Here is a 17,599-nt window from a genome sequence, read left to right as displayed (position 1 = left end):
CTTCCTCTTTTTGTGCGAAATCTTGATGAAGACGAGCATGTAAATGAATTAAGCTGCTGGTGGGTACCCGTTATATAGAACAGTCATGATTGTAAACCATCCGAAAACGAGTACAGTTGCAATTGCAAAGCCGCCCGCGAGAAAATTCTTTTCGCGAAGTGTTCTAAGCGTAGCAAATACAGCTAACAGAGTGACAAGCGTAAAAATAATAACAAGGCCCATACAATATCCTCCTCTGTCTACCCATTCCTTAATATGAGTTTTTGGAATATTTACTCTTTTATATTGTACATGTTTTAAAAATGATTGTCGAGATAGCATCCTTTCTTTTCCTAAGAGAAAAAAATGTTGTATCATTGAAAGTAAGTTTAATAATTGGAGGAGATTTTCATATGAAATGGATACAAATGCCGTTAGGCCCATTACAAACAAATGCTTATATTTTAACGAATGAGCAAAATGAGTGTATTATCTTTGATCCTGGTCACGAAGGAGAGAAGCTCGTTACATATTTACAAGAAGAACAATTAAAGCCACTGGCTGTTTTATTAACACATGCTCACTTTGATCATATTGGTGCTGTTGATGCGGTAAGAGACGCTTTTCATATTCCTGTGTACGTACATAAAGAAGAAGCAGATTGGTTAGGCGATGCAACTGTAAATGGTTCTCAAATCTTTATGATGAATCGCAGCATTACAGCAAAACCAGCAGATCATATTATTGATGCAGAAGGTGCATTAGCAATTGGTTCATTTAACTTTGAAATTTTTGAGACACCAGGACATTCTCCAGGTAGTATTTCTTATTACTGTAAAGAGGCGAATGCTGTATTTTCTGGAGATGTATTGTTCCAAATGAGTATTGGAAGAACAGATTTACCTGGTGGAAGTTTTGCAGAATTGATTGGAAGTATTGAAGAGAAATTATTTGTATTACCTGATGAAACAGCGGTGTTATGTGGACATGGTCCAGAAACAAGCATTGGTTTTGAAAAAGAAAATAATCCATTTTTACAGTAAGGAGCTAGTATGGAGATGGAGCTCATTTTAAAAGAATGGATGGAAAAAGAAAAGGATTATTCAATTTCATACAGTACATATATGAACCTCGCATTATACGCAGAGGAACATGGATATTATATGAAAGAACGTGAAAAAATAGGAAGACAAGGGGATTTTTTTACAAGTAGCAACGTATCCTCTGTGTTTGCAAAAACCTTTGCTAAGTTTTTTATTCGTCTTGTTGAAAATGGTGAAGTTGTTCCACATATTTGTGAGATTGGTGGGGGGACAGGAAGGTTTGCCTATGATGTTTTACAAGAATGGAAGCAATTATCACCGGAAACCTTTATTGATTTAAACTATTCGATAATTGAAATGAGCCCTTTTCATAGAAAATTGCAGCAAAAAACTCTTTGTTCGTTTTCTAATGTGTCATATTATACGTCGCATAGTGAAATGGGAGCATCGTTCGAGGGGATTCTTTTTTCGAATGAGTTATTTGATGCATTTCCTGTTGAAGTAATTGAGAAGAGAAATGGAATATTGTATGAAGTACGTGTTACGTACACAGAGGAAGGGAAACTTGCAGAAGTATGTAGGCCGTTACATAAAGGAATTGGTCGATACTTATTGAAATATAATATTCATCTTGCTGAAGGTCAGCGTTTTGAAGTGCCGATTGCGATGGAAGAATATATAAAAGAAATTGTGAAATGGTTTCAACGAGGTGTATGTATTACAGTTGATTATGGATATACAAAAGAAGAATGGATGCATCCTGCACATCAAGAAGGTAGTTTACGAGGATATTACGAGCATAAGTTAATTCGTAATCCTTTAGCGTATCCAGGTGAAATGGATCTTACTACTCATATTCATTGGGACGAACTGAAAGAAATATTTAGCCTGCAAGGTATGAATATGGTATGGCATAAGAAACAATCTGAGTTTTTGTTAGCGGCAGGAATACTAGAGCTGCTTACGAATCATCAAGATAGGGATCCTTTTTCTGAAATTCAAAAACAAAATCGTGCAGTTCATTCTATGATTTTGAGCGGAGGATTAGGGAGTGCATGTGATGTTGTTATACATACGAAACATATGCAACAGTTACACTTGGATCGGTATTTAAAAATATAAAAAAACAAGACACAGCATAGTTCTGTGTCTTGTTTTTTAATACGACTTATGTAGCATCATATATTTCCTCTCATGATATATATTTATATTAAAGATATGAGATGAAAAATATAAAATACGTCCTTTTTCTCTGTCTATGAGTCCCTAACCCAATAATACGCGAACGAGTTGAATAATTGTTTCGTTTTCTGCTTTGTAATAAATTTCCAATCCTTTTCTTTCACTTGAAACGATTTTAGCACTTTTTAACTTTGCTAAATGCTGTGAAATTGTAGATTGTGGCATGTTTAAGCCAGTGTACATTGTAGAAACGTTGCTTGGACCACGTTCAATTAATCCTTTTACAATACATAAGCGAACAGGATGAGCAAGTACTTTCAATAATTCTGCATTGCTTTCATATAGTTCTATTTCTTTTTGAAAGGTTTCTAACATGTTCTTTTCCACCTCCGTGTGAGCTGTTATACCATACTATACATACCAAAAAATTAAAGAAAAGAAAACAGTTGTTGCAGAAAAACATTCCTAAAGTAAAGAAATTGTAAGAAAAGAGACCCTGATGTAAATAAAGTAGATAATTTAGCACGGTTTTGTAAAATGACATTTTTGGGTGAAAATTTCGATGCGTTTTAAAAATTGAAAGATATAGATATATTTGTAACACAATTTTATCATGATTTTCTTATTCTTTCAAATGAATATACAAAATTTTTAAAATAATATGACAAAGGAATTATAATGTTATATATAGAATATAAAACAGGTTAAAAGAAAAGAAGCTGAATGTAGTCAGCTTCTTCATGGTGAAAATGAAATGTTTGAATATAGCTGATAAATCTTAGAATTACCAAGACGTTAGTTATGTATTCTGGATTTCATCTTTCATCAATTTTAAAAATCTGTGGTTCCATATATTTTCATAAAAATCAATTGTCTCTTTTGCGGACATAAATGGATTATTTAACGTAGAGGTTGCTTTCTGGACCATGAAGTTTTCGTACCCTAGTCCATGGGCAAATTTAATCGTGGTATCCATACAGTACTCTGTTTGAGCACCACAAAATTCAATACGATGTACAGATAATTGATCTAAAATCTCTTTCAAGTTTGTGTTATAAAAAGAATTGGCATGTGTTTTTCTTACAAAAAAATCTTGTTTTTGAACATCTAAATCTGAATGAATAGCCCAAAGTTCTTTTTCAGGTACTAAATCATCATCACAATGTTGAACGAAAAGAATTGGTTTATTTGATTTTCTATATGAAGAAATTCTTTTATTTACTTTTGTAAGTAAATTTTGTAAATTAAATAAATTCTCCTCACTATAACATACTCCATTTTGTAAATCGATAACGATTAAAACATCTGCACATGTATCCATTATTTTGCCCCTTTTTTACTTCTTAATATATCAATTAATTCATTACTTGAAAATAGATAGTGATCTGTCATTTTTTTATGAATTATACGAAGGGTGAAAAATATACTTATCAGCGTAAAAAAGAAGATATGATAACTTAATTTCATATCTTCTCTGCTCTCTATGCATTTACAGGTTCTTCTACATAAGAAAGGGCATTTTCAAAATCGGATATTAAATCGTCAACATTTTCAAGACCGACGGATAGCCGAAGTAATGAATTTGAAATCCCTCTTTCATCACGAGCTTCTTGCGACAGTGCTGCATGTGACATTTTAGCTGGGTAGGAAAGGATCGATTCGACAGCCCCTAAACTAACCGCAAAGACAGGTAATTTTACTTTTGATAAAAATTGGCGAAGTGCGTCTTCTGATCGTAAAGTGAAAGATAGGACAGCTCCTGCTGATGTAGCTTGAGATTGTTGAATGTTAAATCCAAGATGTGTTTGTAATCCTGGATAATAGACATTTTGAACTTTAGCGTGCTCTTGTAAATAGTGTGCAATTTTATTGGCATTAGCAGCTGAATGCTCAAGACGTACATGCAATGTTTTTAGACCGCGAAGTACGAGAGAACAATCTTGCGGGCCTAGAATAGCGCCGAATGAATTTTGTAAAAAGCCAAGTTTTTGAGCGAGATTGGCATCTTTTACAACTGCTAATCCGGCAGTAACATCACTATGACCGGCAATGAATTTTGTGGCACTATGAAGAACGACATCAGCGCCAAGGTCAAGTGGTTTCTGGAATAGTGGTGTCAAAAATGTATTATCAACAAAAGTAAGGGCGCCAATAGATTTTGCAAGTTTAGAAACAGCACGAATATCTGTCACTTTTAAAAGTGGATTGGAAGGTGTTTCTACATAAAAGAGTTTTGTATTTGGTTTAATGTTTTGCTTTATTTCTTCTAAATTGGTCATATCAACGAATGTATGTGAAACACCGTAACGGGAGAGAACTTCAGTTATCATTCGATAAGTCCCTCCGTATACGTCTTCTGAAATGAGTACGTGATCACCTTGTGAAAGGAGGAGGAATGCAGTAGAAATCGCTGCAATTCCTGATGCGAAGGCAAATCCTTTTGTTCCGCCTTCCAATAAAGCAATGATGTCTTCAAGAGCTTCACGAGTTGGATTGCCTGACCTGCTATAGTCATATTTCCCGAACGTATCTACATCAAATTGGTGAAATGTTGATGTGTTATAGATGGGAACGTTAACAGCTCCTGTTTGCGAGTCATGTTTATATTGGTTGTGCAGTAAGAGTGTATCTATAGAATAACTCATATTCTTACACCTTCTTTTACAAGTTTAATGGCTTGCTTTAAGTCTTGAATTAAATCGTTATTATTTTCAATACCAACGGAAAATCGAAGAAGACGATTACATACACCGTTTGCTGTTCTAATTTCTTCAGGAATATCAGCGTGTGTTTGCGTTGCTGGATATGTCATTAAACTTTCAACACCACCGAGACTTTCGGCAAATGTAATTAAGGATAAAGATTGTAAGAATGGATTAATCCATGCTTCATCTTTCAGACGAAATGAGATCATGCCGCCTCTTCCAGGATAAAATACATCTGTCACCCCATCCTCATCATTTAAATAAGCAACAACTGCTTTTGCATTTTCTTCATGTTGTCTCATGCGAAGCGCTAACGTTTTCATACCACGAATTAATAGCCATGAGTCAAATGGACTTAAGACGGCACCAGAGGCATTATGATAATGAGCGATTTCCTCACAAAGTTCCTTTCCTTTTGCAACGACAAGTCCGCTTAGTACATCGTTATGACCACCTAAATATTTCGTTGCACTATGAAGTACGATATCGGCACCTTCTGTTAATGGCTGCTGTATATAAGGTGTGTAGAATGTGTTGTCTACAATAAGAAGTAGTCCGTGTCTTTTCGCTACAGTTGCAACAGCGGCAATATCGGTAACTTGCATTAATGGATTAGTTGGAGTTTCTATGAAAATAGCCTTCGTTTTCGTTGTGATGGCTTGCTCAATTTGTTTAATAGATTGTGTATTTACGTATCTACATCGAACGTTCCACTTTTTTTCGTGCTCAGAAAATAATCGATAAGTGCCACCGTATAAATCTTCGGAAACAATAAGTTCGTCTCCAGAGCGGAATAGGGAAAGGACAAGAAGAACGGCTGCCATCCCTGAACTACAGGCATAACCTTGTTCGCCGCATTCTAAGTCTGCGATTGCCTGTTCTAATAGGCCGCGCGTTGGATTTCCAGTTCGTGAATAATCAAATCCAGTAGATTTACCAATTCCTTCGTGACGATAAGCAGTTGAAAAATAAACAGGTGGATTAACAGTTCCTGTTGTAGTTTCACTCCGGTTTCCGATTTGCGCTAATTTTGTTTCGATAGTTGACATGTGAAAATTCCTCCTTTTTAAATTGAACCATTAGTTGAATATAAAATAAAAAAAGCCTTCTAAGAAGAAGGCTTTCGGTTTGAATAGAGTCTTCTTCTCATCTGTCAAATCTTTCACAATTTGCTGGAATTAGCACCTTATTAACAAATGTTAATGGTTGCTGAGGCGTCATAGGGCCAGTCCCTCTACCTCTCTAGATAAGAATGTTCGTATGAAATTTTATTATGTTTTTAACTTTACAACAAAAGATAATTGAATTGCAACTTTATTTTAAATAATTTTTATTTTTCCGCAAGTGTCATTGACTTTTGTATTTGTGCGTGCTAAATTTATAAAAAAATTAACAAACATTGTTAAAAGGGGAACGCATTTCCTTTTAGCTACATAAATAAAATAATAAAGACAAACTCTTATTGAGAGCGGTGGAGGGAAAGGCCCTGTGAAACCCGGCAACCTTCAAACGAAATGTTTGAAACGGTGCTAATACCTGCAAAACGAATGTTTTGCATAATAAGAGGAGGATCGATTATGTCCCCCTCTTCAAAGTGAAGAGGGGGTTTTTATATTGATAGAAATGAGGGAGATTTGTGAAATTACTAGATTTATTATCAAAAGGAATTGTAATAGGTGATGGTGCGGTTGGGACGTTATTACATTCACATGGTTTGCAAAGTAGTTTTGAAGAATTGAATATATCTGATCCAGATTTAATTATATCGATTCATAAGCAATATGTAGCGGCTGGGGCAGATGTGATTCAAACAAATACGTACGGAGCAAATGAAGCGAAATTACGTATGTATGGATTAGAAAATCAAGTTACTGAAATTAATAGAGCGGCAGTAAAACTGGCGAAAGCATCTGTTACAGACAGAAATGCAATTTTAGGCACAATTGGTGGTATGAAACATATCGGGGCGGTTACGACAACTGATATGGAGCGAGAATTTATGTTACTGGAACAGGCAAGTGCATTATTAGAAGAACAGGTTGATGGACTGCTATTAGAGACTTTTTATGATGAGTTTGAATTACTTCATGCTGTCCAGGTGTTACGAAAAGAAACAAATATTCCAATTGTAGCGCAATTGGCGTTACATGAGGCGGGTACGACTCAAAATGGAAATGATGTAAATGAAATATTAAAACAGCTTTTAGATTACGGTGCAAATGTTGTTGGATTGAACTGCCAACTAGGGCCACTTCATATGACGGAAGCTTTTAAAATGATATCGATTCCGAAAAATGGTTACTTGTCAGCATATCCAAATGCAGGTCTCCCAAATTATGTAGAGGGACGATACGTATATGAGGGAAGTCCAGCTTATTTTGAAGCGATGACACCGAAATTTATTGAGCAAGGTATTCGGTTATTGGGTGGTTGTTGTGGCACGACTCCAGAACATATTGAAAGTATGAAACGTGCTACTCTAAATGTTACACCTGTAATAGAAAAGGATACGGTTCAAAGACCGAAAGTAGTTCATACACATGAGAAACGTTCAAAAGCTCATGTCACTTTAGCAGAGAAAGCAAAAAAAAAAACGACAGTAGTAGTGGAATTAGATCCACCAAAAACGTTAGATACGCAGCGATTTTTTGAAGGTGCAAGAGCATTGAAAAGAGCTGGAGCAGATGCTATTACTCTAGCAGATAATTCATTAGCATCGCCCCGTATCTCGAATATGGCAATGGGAGCATTATTAACGAAGCATGATATTCCGGTATTGACGCACTTAACATGTAGGGACCATAACGTCATCGGACTACAATCTCATTTACTAGGTCTATCAGCATTAGGTATGGAAGAAGTGTTAGCTTTAACTGGTGATCCAGCACGCGTTGGTGATTTTCCAGGTGCCACTTCTGTATATGATTTGTCCTCTATCGAGCTCATTAAAATGATTAAAGAAATGAACGATGGGCGTTCCGTTTTAGGAAAATCCATTGGACCGGCAACCAGGTTTTCTGTGGGCGGTGCATTTAACCCGCATGTAAGACATTTAAAAGCAGCGGTTAAGCGAATGGAACGGAAAATAGATGCTGGAGCAGAATATTTCTTAACGCAGCCAATCTATGATATCGCGTTAATTGAAGAAGTGTATGAAGCGACAAAGCATTTAGAACAACCTATTTTTATTGGGATTATGCCATTAATAAGTAAACGGAATGCAGATTTTCTTCATTTTGAGGTGCCAGGTATTACTTTACCTGAAGCAGTAAGAGAGAGAATGGATGGACATGAAACGAAAGAGGCAGCAATTGAGGAAGGGATTCGTATTTCTCAAGAATTGATCGATGCTGCGATGAAATATTTTAACGGCATTTATCTTATTACACCATTTCTAAAATATGAAATTACAGAACATCTTGTTAAATATGTGAGAGAAAAGCAAGAAGTGAAAGAAGGTATTAATTGATGAAATGTATAGAAGAAAAATTACAAAATAACATCTTAATATTAGATGGTGCAATGGGAACGATGATCCAGCAAGAGGATTTAACTGCGGAAGATTTCGGAGGAGAGGAGTACGAAGGTTGTAATGAATATTTAGTAGAAACAAGACCAGATGTTATTTTAAAGATTCATAAAGCTTATATTAAAGCTGGAGCGGATATTATTGAAACAAATACATTTGGGGCAACCAATATTGTACTAAGTGATTATGAGTTATCTCATTTAGACGAGGAGCTAAATGAGAAGGCAGCGCGTTTAGCGAAGCAAGCAGTCGAAGAAAGCGGGAAGGAAGTATATGTTGCAGGAGCAATGGGACCGACAACGAAAGCGATTAGTGTTACTGGTGGTGTAACGTTTGAAGAATTAATTGAAGCCTATACGCGGCAGGCAAGAGGATTGTTGAAAGGAGAAGTGGATGTATTACTCGTTGAGACGAGTCAAGATATGCGTAACGTGAAGGCTGCTTATATTGGAATTCAAGCGGCTTTTGATGAACTAAATACAATTGTACCTATCATGATTTCGGGAACGATTGAACCAATGGGAACGACTCTAGCTGGGCAAACAATTGAGGCTTTTTACTTATCGGTAGAACATATGAAGCCATTATCTGTTGGATTAAACTGTGCGACTGGTCCGGAGTTTATGAGAGACCATATTCGTTCTCTATCTGATTTATCAGAGTGTTACATTTCTTGTTATCCAAATGCAGGTCTTCCTGATGAAGATGGACATTATCATGAATCTCCATCCTCGCTTGCCGAGAAAGTGAAGCGATTTGCTGAAGAAGGATGGGTTAATATTATCGGTGGTTGTTGTGGTACAACACCAGAACATATAAAAGCAATGAAATCCGCATTAACGTCTCTTAAACCTCGTGGACAGCAAGAAAGAGCTGGACACGGGGTTAGTGGATTAGAGGCACTGCAATATGATGACTCTATGAGACCTTTATTTGTAGGTGAAAGAACAAATGTTATTGGGTCACGTAAATTTAAAAGATTAGTAGCAGAAGGGAAATTTGAAGAGGCTGCTGAAGTCGCAAGAGCACAAGTGAAGAAAAATGCTCATATTATTGATATTTGTATGGCAGACCCGGACCGGGATGAAATAGAAGATATGGAAAACTTCTTGGCAGAAGTTACAAAAGTGCTAAAAGTACCGATTATGATTGACTCAACAGATGAAAATGTGATGGAGCGAGCTCTTACTTATATTCAAGGAAAAGCTGTTATTAATTCAATTAATTTAGAAGATGGAGAAGAACGATTTATAAAAGTGACGCCGCTTCTTCAGAAATATGGTGCAGCTATTGTTGTAGGGACAATTGATGAAGATGGAATGGCAGTAAGCGCGGAAAGAAAACTAGAAATTGCGAAACGAAGTTATGAGTTATTGACGACGAAATATGGTATACGCCCATCAGATATTATTTTTGATGCACTTGTATTTCCTGTAGGGACAGGTGATGAAGAATATATTGGCTCGGCGGCTGCGACGATAGAAGGGATTCGCCTTATTAAAGAAGCGTTACCAGAGTGTTTAACGATTTTAGGTGTAAGTAACATATCATTTGGTTTACCACCAGCTGGCCGCGAAGTGTTAAATTCCGTCTTTTTATATCATGCAACGAAAGCAGGGTTAGATTACGCGATTGTAAATACGGAAAAATTAGAGCGTTATGCGTCAATTCCTGATGAAGAAAAACGCCTTGCAGATGCATTGCTTTTTGAAACGACGCAAGAGACGTTAGAAAAATTTACAAACTTCTATCGCGTGGCAAAAAAGAAAGATGTCGTTATTCAAGAAACATTAACTCTTGATGAAAGGCTAGCAAATTACATTGTAGAAGGTACGAAACAAGGTTTACATGAGGATTTAAGTCTCGCACTTACAGAAGGAAGAAAACCTTTGGATATTATTAATGGTCCGCTTATGACAGGAATGGATGAGGTAGGACGATTATTTAATAATAATGAGCTTATCGTTGCTGAAGTATTGCAAAGTGCTGAAAGTATGAAAGCTGCTGTAAGTTATTTAGAGCCACATATGGAATCTAGCGATAGTGCGAAAAAAGGGAAAGTATTATTAGCAACTGTAAAAGGTGACGTACATGATATTGGGAAAAATCTCGTTGAAATTATTTTAGCAAATAACGGATATGAGATTATTAATTTAGGAATTAATGTTCGCTCGGATCGAATTGTGCAAGAAGTACAAGAAAAGAAGCCTGATATTATAGGTCTTTCTGGTTTATTAGTAAAATCGGCTCAACAAATGGTAACGACTGCAGAAGATTTAAAAGCGGCGGATATTGATATTCCAATCGTTGTAGGCGGGGCAGCGTTAACGAGAAAGTTTACAGATAATCGCATTTCGCCATCTTATAAAGGTCTCGTATGTTATGCGAGTGATGCGATGACGGGGCTTGATATTATTAATAAGCTTCAAAAAGAAGAAGAGCGTGAGAAGATGAAGCAGGATAAAAAGGAACGTCATCTTCATATCGTAACAAAAGAAGAGAAGAAAGTAGAAATTCCAGCAGTAATTGAGCCATTACCGAAGGCTGAGGTTATCGTGCCGGATTCAACAAAACGAATTGTATTAAGAGATGTTCCTGTTTCACATCTCGCGCCATTTCTAAATAGACAAATGCTGCTTGGACATCACCTTGGCCTAAAGGGAAGTGTGAAGAAACTTTTGCGAGAGGGAGATAAAAGAGCGCATGAATTAAATGATTTAATAGATGAATTATTGCAGGAAGGACAATCTTGGTTAAAACCGAAAGCAGTGTATCAATTTTTCCCAGCGCAAAGCGACGGACAGAATATTGTAATATATGATCCAGAAGATCATACGCGTGTTATAGAACGTTTCACATTCCCAAGACAAGGAAAAGCACCATATCGTACTTTAGGTGATTATTTACGCCCAGTCGGAGATGAGATGGACTATGTTGCTTTCCTATCTGTTACGGTTGGAGAAGGTGTTCGTGACATTGCTGAAGAGTGGAAGGCGAAAGGTGATTATTTACGCAGTCATGCCATTCAATCGTTAGCGCTCGAACTAGCAGAAGGACTTGCTGAAAAGACACATATGCTTATTCGTGATCGTTGGGGTATTCCAGATTCACCAGAACTGACAATGGAAGAACGCTTCCGTACGAAATATAGAGGAATACGAGTGTCCTTCGGTTATCCAGCATGTCCAGAACTCGCAGATCAAGAAAAGCTATTTCGCTTAATTCATCCAGAGGAAATAGGTATTTCATTAACGGAAGGATTTATGATGGAGCCAGAAGCGTCTGTAACGGCTATGGTATTTTCTCACCCCGAGGCAAGATATTTTAGTGTATTATAGTCTAGAAGGGGGAGACGTATGAAAAAAATAGTCTTTACAGGTGGCGGTTCGGCAGGGCATGTAACACCTAATTTAGCCATCATTCCACATTTACAAGAACAGAATTGGGATATTTCTTATATTGGTTCTCATCAAGGAATTGAGAAAACGATTATAGAAAAGGAAGGCATTCCGTACTATAGTATTGCCAGCGGAAAGCTACGCCGTTATTTTGATTTGAAAAATATAAAAGATCCTTTTCTTGTGATGAAGGGTGTTATGGATGCGTATGTAAGGATTCGAAAACTAAAACCGGATGTGATTTTTTCAAAAGGTGGTTTCGTATCTGTACCAGTCGTAATTGGAGGATGGCTAAATAGAGTCCCTGTTTTATTACATGAATCTGATATGACGCCAGGACTAGCAAACAAAATTGCGCTCCGTTTCGCTTCGAAAATATTTGTTACATTTGAAGAAGCTGCGAAACATTTACCGAAAGAAAAAGTAATTTACACAGGATCTCCTGTACGTGAAGAAGTACTAAAGGGAAATCGTGAAAAAGGTTTAGCATTTTTAGGTTTTTCACGTAAAAAGCCAGTTATTACAATCATGGGAGGAAGTTTGGGCGCAAAAAAAATTAATGAAACGGTTCGAGAAGCGTTACCAGAACTTCTGAAAAAATATCAAATTGTTCACCTTTGCGGAAAAGGTAATCTTGATGAAGGTTTACAAAATAAAGAAGGATATAGACAATTTGAATATGTACATGGAGAACTGCCAGACATATTAGCGATAACAGATTTTGTTATTTCACGTGCGGGCTCTAATGCCATTTTTGAGTTTTTAACATTGCAAAAGCCGATGGTTTTAATTCCACTATCGAAATTTGCAAGTCGTGGAGATCAAATACTAAATGCAGAGTCTTTTGAAAGACAAGGATATGCTTCCGTATTGTATGAAGAAGATGTGACTGTGAAATCTCTTATAAAGCATGTCGAAGAATTAAATCAAAATAATGAAATGTATAAAACAGCTCTAAAAAAATATAATGGAAAAGAAGCAATTCAAACAATCATTCAACATATTTCAGAGGCATGATGAAACAATCATGCCTCTTTTAATAGGGTGAAAGATTCCAAGAAACGGTGTTTTTATGTTACAATAGCAAATGGATTAGTAGGGAAATTCCAATTAATGAAGCGTGAAAATACGAATGGATTAGGAGTGACTGTGTTGGAGCTAAGTCTCTATGAAAATACTGCACTTATTATATGCTTTGTGTTGTACGTTGGTAGTGTTATTGTTTATATTTCAAGGAAGTTTTCGCAAGAAAGAGAGCTTGAAAAATCAGAAATAACAGCTGAACTAGAAATGTTAGCTGATGAAAGTTATAAAAAACAAAAAATAAAAGAAGACCATGAGGCATCCCATCATTTAAACGCAAATAAGTTTTAAAGATGGGGATTTTTTTGAAGTTATTCTTTATTATGTTTATAGCAAATAACGCTAAAATGGAGTTTCCCCCTTATATAATGAAGGAGTGTATATAAATGAATTTTTATATCGCCTCAGGATTCCAAAATAAACACCTTGTACGTTCTATAGCAAATGAACTGAAACATGCAGGATGGCACCATACATATGATTGGACAAGAAACGAAAGAGCTGTGAATCAAGAGCAATTAAGAGAAATTGGTCAGGCAGAAAAGAATGCTATTAAAGAAGCGGATGTATTTTTACTTATATTAGATGGTGGAAACGGTAGCCACACAGAGTTTGGAATGGCGATTGCGCTAGAGAAAAATATATATGTATATCATGAAGGAAACCTGCTCCAAACAACGTTCTATCATTTGCCAGAAATAAATATTTTTGAAGGAGATGCAGCAGAATTTGCATCTTATGTTATGAATCATGTGAAATAATAGTAACTATCTACAAGGTTATAAAAGTGATCTTTTGGGTACAGTGATGATAAGAAACATATATAAAGGAGTACATAATATGAAATTAGAAAATGGATGGGAAACGAGCTTTTTAGAAGTCGTACAAAATAGTGAATTTAAGAAAGAGGCACTTCTTAGCCAATTACTTTTTGCAGATAGTGAAGAAGTTGAGGAGCTTGTAGATGATTATGGTTATGAAGAAATCATTGACCGCGAACATGATGATGAATTAGCTCATATTTTAGGAGAAGAACTTTTTAGTGAGATGGAACGACACGTATTTTTATCTTCACAGCCAGAAGAAAAACTTATTTCATTCGTAAATGGATTAGGTTTTCATGTGTTAGATTGGATCGTTCTTCTTGAAACAGAATTTAGCATTAATAGTGCACACTTTACGTCGGATGCTGTGAAAATGTTAGAAAAGCGTTTCAGACAGTTTCCATACATAGAAGATAAAACAATTTTTGACATGACATTTGGAGAAGCAATGGATGTATTAGAGTCTATTACAGGATTACAACTGAAGGAAAAGATGAACGTATAATGTAAAAAAAGAACGTGAGGCTATCACGTTCTTTTTTACATTATAATAATTTTATCATCTAGTTTTGTTTGTCCGCTAAGAAGTGCGTTTAAATATTCCACTTTTCTTATACAGGCTTGTATATGTCTTTCAACCTCTTGTAACTCTGCTTGGTGATGCGTTTCAATAGGATGAATTTGTACGTTGAATTTTTCAAATTGACTACTATATGTTATTTCTGCATAGCCGCTCATAATATCGGTTTCGTTATGAAATAAAAATTGCTTCGTTTTGTCACAGAATGATACATTCTGAAAGCCATATACTTTTAATGCTTCAATTACTTTTTTTATCATTTTTGTATTCATTTTTTTAACCCTCTTTACGAAGTTCTACTTATACATTATAACATAAAAAATTACATAGAAAGCGCTTCCAAGTGTATTTTATTATAAACTTTACGTTTCAATCACAAAAATGAAACAAAGAAAAAATAATTGTAAAGAAGGAAGGACTCTTTTATTGTTTCGTCATATATATAGAGAAATAGTGCAATGAAAGGAAATTTTCCGAGGTGGAGATCGTATTTCCAATTTGAGCGCAGTAAAAGAGGTGAAGATCTTGAACTTTGATATTGTAGGACAAAAAGCATATATAAAAGATGGACCGCATCGGAACCGAATTGGAATTGTAAAGAAAAACGAGACAAAATTAGAATCGCAGTTTGCTATTGTAATTGGAGAACAAATCATTGATGTAGAGCTAAAGGATATCGTGTTAGTTGGAGTAGACGTAGGACAATTTCATAAATGGTGCGAACAAAATGGTTATTTGTGAAAAGGACGGGCTGTGAGATAATGAAATATATGTGAGGAAAGAGAATATGTTATTGTATTCTCTTTTTCTATGTGTAAGGAGACGGAGATGAAGTATACAGAACGAGATTTTACATTGGAGTTAAAAGAGAACATTCAATGCATGGAGAAGGAAATAGAGAGAATAGCATTTAAACTTTTTAAAGATTATTCACATTTGTACATAGAAAAAAACATGGAATTATTTATAGAACTCATCAGAGATAAAGAAAATCCTTTTGAAACAGGATATTCTTCATCCATTTCGATAGCTGTATTAGATGAAGAAGGAAAGATGATTGAATTTTATACAGTTCCTATCTGGGAATGTTGTAGTTATTTTTTAGGAGTACCACTTCAAATAAGGTTTTGGGGAAGTGAGTTAAGTGGTGAACTTGTTGATGAATCTTATTGTGAGATAGAGGAGGAGTTAAAGGAGCGGTTGGAAGAATTTTTACAGTTTGCAGGTGAGGAATAATAGTTAGTCTGTAGTTTATAATTAATAGTTATTAAAAAAATGAAAAACGGTGTAATTTCTTTATATCTATACATAGTGTTTGAAACAATATGTTATGCCTTATGTATAAAAGATAAAGAGGAAGATGAAAAGAACTAAAAAAGGACGCTAACAGTTTTGTTAGCGTCCTTTTTATTATGAAGCAATTTCACCAGTTTTTGTATCATCTTGGTTGTACGTATCTTGATCTAATTCACCAAGCCATTTACTAGAAATAAGACCTGCTGTCATAGAACCACTTACGTTAAGAGCTGTACGCCCCATATCGATTAATGGTTCAACTGAGATAACAAGAGCGACAATACCGATTGGTAAGTTCATTGTAGATAGTACGATTAACGCTGCGAATGTTGCACCGCCACCAACGCCGGCAACACCGAATGAGCTAATCGCAACGACAGCGATTAAAGTTAAAATAAATTGTGGTTGTAATGGATCGATTCCTACAGTTGGAGCGACCATCATTGCAAGCATCGCTGGATAAATACCTGCGCAACCGTTTTGTCCGATAGATACTCCAAATGATGCTGCGAAGTTTGCAATCCCTTCAGAAATACCAAGCTTTTCTTTTTGCGCTTCAATATTTAATGGCATTGCACCAGCACTAGAGCGAGATGTGAATGCAAATGTTAATACAGGGAACACCTTTTTTAAATATTGAATTGGATTTAAACCAGATAGAGCAATTAATAATAAGTGGATAACGAACATTACGATAAGTGCCACGTAAGACGCTAACACGAAGTTACCAAGTTTTAAAATAGCATTTATATCGCTACCAGCAACTGTTTTTGCCATAAGAGCTAATACGCCGTATGGAGTAAGACGTAAAATTAATGTTACCATACGCATTACAATTGCATATACAGCATCAAGCATTTTCTTAAATAGCTCTGCTTGTTCTGGATATTTTCGTTTTACACCTATAAAGGCGATGCCGATAAAGGCTGCAAATATTACAACAGAAATTGTTGATGTTGGACGAGCGCCTGTTAAATCAAGAAATGGATTTGTAGGCAATAGTTCTAATAATTTATCTGGAATTGTTGTTTTTTCAATGGAAGTAAATCTTTCTTCAACTAGCTTCAGACGAGCAGATTCTGCATCACCTTGTTGCAGACCAGTTGCAGATACATCAAATCCTGCACTTGCAGCGATACCGACAGCTGCAGCAATTCCTGTAGTAAGAATTAAAATTCCGATAATAAGACCACTAATTTTACCAAGGTTTTTCGTTAACTGTAATTTTGTAAATGCTGAAATAATAGATACTAAAATAAGTGGCATAACGATCATTTGAAGTAACTTCACATAACCGTTACCGATTAAGCCAAACCAAGTATTTGATTCAATAATTACTTTAGAAGTTGGCTCATAAATAAATTGTAATATAAGACCGAAGATAATTCCGACTCCTAAAGCGGTAAATACGCGTTTATTAAAAGATACATGCTTACGTTGCATATAATATAATACGCCAACTAAAATGAGCATGACTGCAACGTTAATTCCGACAAGCAGTGTATTCATGTTGATTCCCCCTAATTCCAATCTGTTATATAGAATATAAGGTAATAAAACCTATAAGTCAACTAGGAGATTGCGGAATTAAAAAAAAGATGGCAAAATGCCATCTTTTAATGTCCAGCCCCAGGGACAAGTAAAAACGTCGTGTAGTATGTAAATCCTATGAAGAAAACAGTTAAATATGCCCCAAATACGTATATATACATACGCTCTGTTAAATTTAAATAGCTTAAAAGTACGAAGAATCCTGTTTGTCCTAAAAATAGTAGTGCGGTCGAGTGCATATCCCCTACGTAAAACATAACCGAGAAAATTCCAGTCCAAAAGCCGAGAACGCGAAACATGCGCTCCATGCCATCTCCCTCCTTTTCTAAAAAAAGTAAACCTCACTTCATTATAGTTTATTTTTCTTACTATTGTAAATATTCGTTCATATAAAAAGAAGCCAATTATAATTGGCTTCTTTTTATATGA

At 35.7% G+C, this 17,599-nt stretch carries 18 protein-coding genes and 2 riboswitches; of the genes, 10 read left to right on the top strand and 8 right to left on the bottom strand.

Translation table 11 applies throughout. The features are described 5' to 3' along the window. Nucleotides 1–48: 48 nt before the first annotated feature. Nucleotides 49–222 carry a DUF2759 domain-containing protein gene (locus tag MR079_RS18745; protein ID WP_000524853.1) on the bottom strand — a complete coding sequence of 58 codons (174 nt, stop codon included), beginning with the start codon at nucleotides 220–222 and terminating at the stop codon, nucleotides 49–51. Nucleotides 223–392: 170 nt separating this feature from the next. On the opposite strand from MR079_RS18745, the gene MR079_RS18740 reads away from it, so the two are divergent. After that, nucleotides 393–1,022 carry an MBL fold metallo-hydrolase gene (locus MR079_RS18740; protein WP_000871248.1) on the top strand — a complete coding sequence of 210 codons (630 nt, stop codon included), beginning with the start codon at nucleotides 393–395 and terminating at the stop codon, nucleotides 1,020–1,022. 9 nt (nucleotides 1,023–1,031) lie between these two features. Beyond that, nucleotides 1,032–2,144, top strand: coding sequence for a class I SAM-dependent methyltransferase (locus MR079_RS18735; protein WP_242294421.1), 1,113 nt, complete (start codon nucleotides 1,032–1,034; stop codon nucleotides 2,142–2,144). A gap of 144 nt (nucleotides 2,145–2,288) precedes the next feature. On the opposite strand, the gene MR079_RS18730 is transcribed toward MR079_RS18735, so the two are convergent. The 4 genes from MR079_RS18730 to metI form a co-directional block, all read right to left on the bottom strand. Then, complete coding sequence (locus tag MR079_RS18730; RefSeq protein WP_242294420.1) at nucleotides 2,289–2,579, bottom strand: ArsR/SmtB family transcription factor; 291 nt, start codon at nucleotides 2,577–2,579, stop codon at nucleotides 2,289–2,291. A 424-nt stretch (nucleotides 2,580–3,003) separates the two neighbouring features. Beyond that, nucleotides 3,004–3,525, bottom strand: coding sequence for a cysteine hydrolase family protein (locus MR079_RS18725; protein WP_139866656.1), 522 nt, complete (start codon nucleotides 3,523–3,525; stop codon nucleotides 3,004–3,006). A gap of 160 nt (nucleotides 3,526–3,685) precedes the next feature. Beyond that, nucleotides 3,686–4,849: a cystathionine beta-lyase gene (gene metC / locus MR079_RS18720; RefSeq protein WP_242294419.1), complete on the bottom strand. Its 1,164-nt coding sequence runs from the start codon at nucleotides 4,847–4,849 to the stop codon at nucleotides 3,686–3,688. Beyond that, a complete protein-coding gene (gene metI / locus MR079_RS18715; RefSeq protein WP_139866660.1) occupies nucleotides 4,846–5,958 on the bottom strand; it encodes a cystathionine gamma-synthase/O-acetylhomoserine thiolyase in 1,113 nt (370 codons plus the stop codon). The genes metC and metI overlap by 4 nt, the downstream gene beginning before the upstream one ends. A gap of 94 nt (nucleotides 5,959–6,052) precedes the next feature. After that, nucleotides 6,053–6,162, bottom strand: a riboswitch (SAM riboswitch). Between the two features lie 203 nt (nucleotides 6,163–6,365). Further along, a riboswitch (SAM riboswitch) is annotated at nucleotides 6,366–6,475 on the top strand. Nucleotides 6,476–6,545: 70 nt separating this feature from the next. Between metI and MR079_RS18710 the strand changes: the two genes are divergently transcribed. The 6 genes from MR079_RS18710 to MR079_RS18685 all read left to right on the top strand — a co-directional run bounded on the left by MR079_RS18710 (nucleotide 6,546) and on the right by MR079_RS18685 (nucleotide 14,248). Further along, the gene (locus MR079_RS18710) at nucleotides 6,546–8,378 is read left to right on the top strand and encodes a bifunctional homocysteine S-methyltransferase/methylenetetrahydrofolate reductase (RefSeq protein ID WP_242294418.1); all 1,833 of its coding nucleotides are present in this window, start codon (nucleotides 6,546–6,548) and stop codon (nucleotides 8,376–8,378) included. Then, nucleotides 8,378–11,776 (top strand): methionine synthase, encoded by a 3,399-nt coding sequence (gene metH, locus MR079_RS18705; protein WP_139866662.1) that lies wholly within the window; start codon nucleotides 8,378–8,380, stop codon nucleotides 11,774–11,776. Before MR079_RS18710 ends, metH begins: the two co-directional genes overlap by 1 nt. Before the next feature lie 18 nt (nucleotides 11,777–11,794). Continuing rightward, nucleotides 11,795–12,853 carry an undecaprenyldiphospho-muramoylpentapeptide beta-N-acetylglucosaminyltransferase gene (gene murG, locus MR079_RS18700; protein WP_242294417.1) on the top strand — a complete coding sequence of 353 codons (1,059 nt, stop codon included), beginning with the start codon at nucleotides 11,795–11,797 and terminating at the stop codon, nucleotides 12,851–12,853. Between the two features lie 96 nt (nucleotides 12,854–12,949). Then, nucleotides 12,950–13,210: a DUF3966 domain-containing protein gene (locus MR079_RS18695; protein WP_000817964.1), complete on the top strand. Its 261-nt coding sequence runs from the start codon at nucleotides 12,950–12,952 to the stop codon at nucleotides 13,208–13,210. Between the two features lie 95 nt (nucleotides 13,211–13,305). Next, nucleotides 13,306–13,680 carry a nucleoside 2-deoxyribosyltransferase gene (locus MR079_RS18690; protein WP_001012337.1) on the top strand — a complete coding sequence of 125 codons (375 nt, stop codon included), beginning with the start codon at nucleotides 13,306–13,308 and terminating at the stop codon, nucleotides 13,678–13,680. 79 nt (nucleotides 13,681–13,759) lie between these two features. Continuing rightward, nucleotides 13,760–14,248, top strand: coding sequence for a hypothetical protein (locus MR079_RS18685; RefSeq protein ID WP_242294416.1), 489 nt, complete (start codon nucleotides 13,760–13,762; stop codon nucleotides 14,246–14,248). Between the two features lie 35 nt (nucleotides 14,249–14,283). On the opposite strand, the gene MR079_RS18680 is transcribed toward MR079_RS18685, so the two are convergent. After that, a complete protein-coding gene (locus MR079_RS18680) occupies nucleotides 14,284–14,595 on the bottom strand; it encodes a hypothetical protein (RefSeq protein ID WP_001093243.1) in 312 nt (103 codons plus the stop codon). A gap of 253 nt (nucleotides 14,596–14,848) precedes the next feature. Between MR079_RS18680 and MR079_RS18675 the strand changes: the two genes are divergently transcribed. Then, on the top strand, nucleotides 14,849–15,064 hold the full coding sequence (locus MR079_RS18675; protein WP_001008330.1) for a DUF3912 family protein: 216 nt from the start codon (nucleotides 14,849–14,851) through the stop codon (nucleotides 15,062–15,064). 87 nt (nucleotides 15,065–15,151) lie between these two features. Beyond that, the gene (locus MR079_RS18670) at nucleotides 15,152–15,559 is read left to right on the top strand and encodes a hypothetical protein (protein ID WP_062821281.1); all 408 of its coding nucleotides are present in this window, start codon (nucleotides 15,152–15,154) and stop codon (nucleotides 15,557–15,559) included. Nucleotides 15,560–15,733: 174 nt separating this feature from the next. On the opposite strand, the gene MR079_RS18665 is transcribed toward MR079_RS18670, so the two are convergent. Then, on the bottom strand, nucleotides 15,734–17,128 hold the full coding sequence (locus tag MR079_RS18665; RefSeq protein ID WP_001094339.1) for an L-cystine transporter: 1,395 nt from the start codon (nucleotides 17,126–17,128) through the stop codon (nucleotides 15,734–15,736). A 107-nt stretch (nucleotides 17,129–17,235) separates the two neighbouring features. Beyond that, nucleotides 17,236–17,478 (bottom strand): DUF2626 domain-containing protein, encoded by a 243-nt coding sequence (locus MR079_RS18660; RefSeq protein WP_000440714.1) that lies wholly within the window; start codon nucleotides 17,476–17,478, stop codon nucleotides 17,236–17,238. Between the last annotated feature and the right edge of the window lie 121 nt (nucleotides 17,479–17,599).

The organism is Bacillus cereus group sp. BfR-BA-01381, assembly GCF_022663555.1.
Taxonomy (GTDB): domain Bacteria; phylum Bacillota; class Bacilli; order Bacillales; family Bacillaceae_G; genus Bacillus_A; species Bacillus_A pacificus.
The sequence above is the reverse complement of the archived record's forward strand: the minus strand, read 5'-3'. Positions and strand labels throughout refer to the sequence as shown.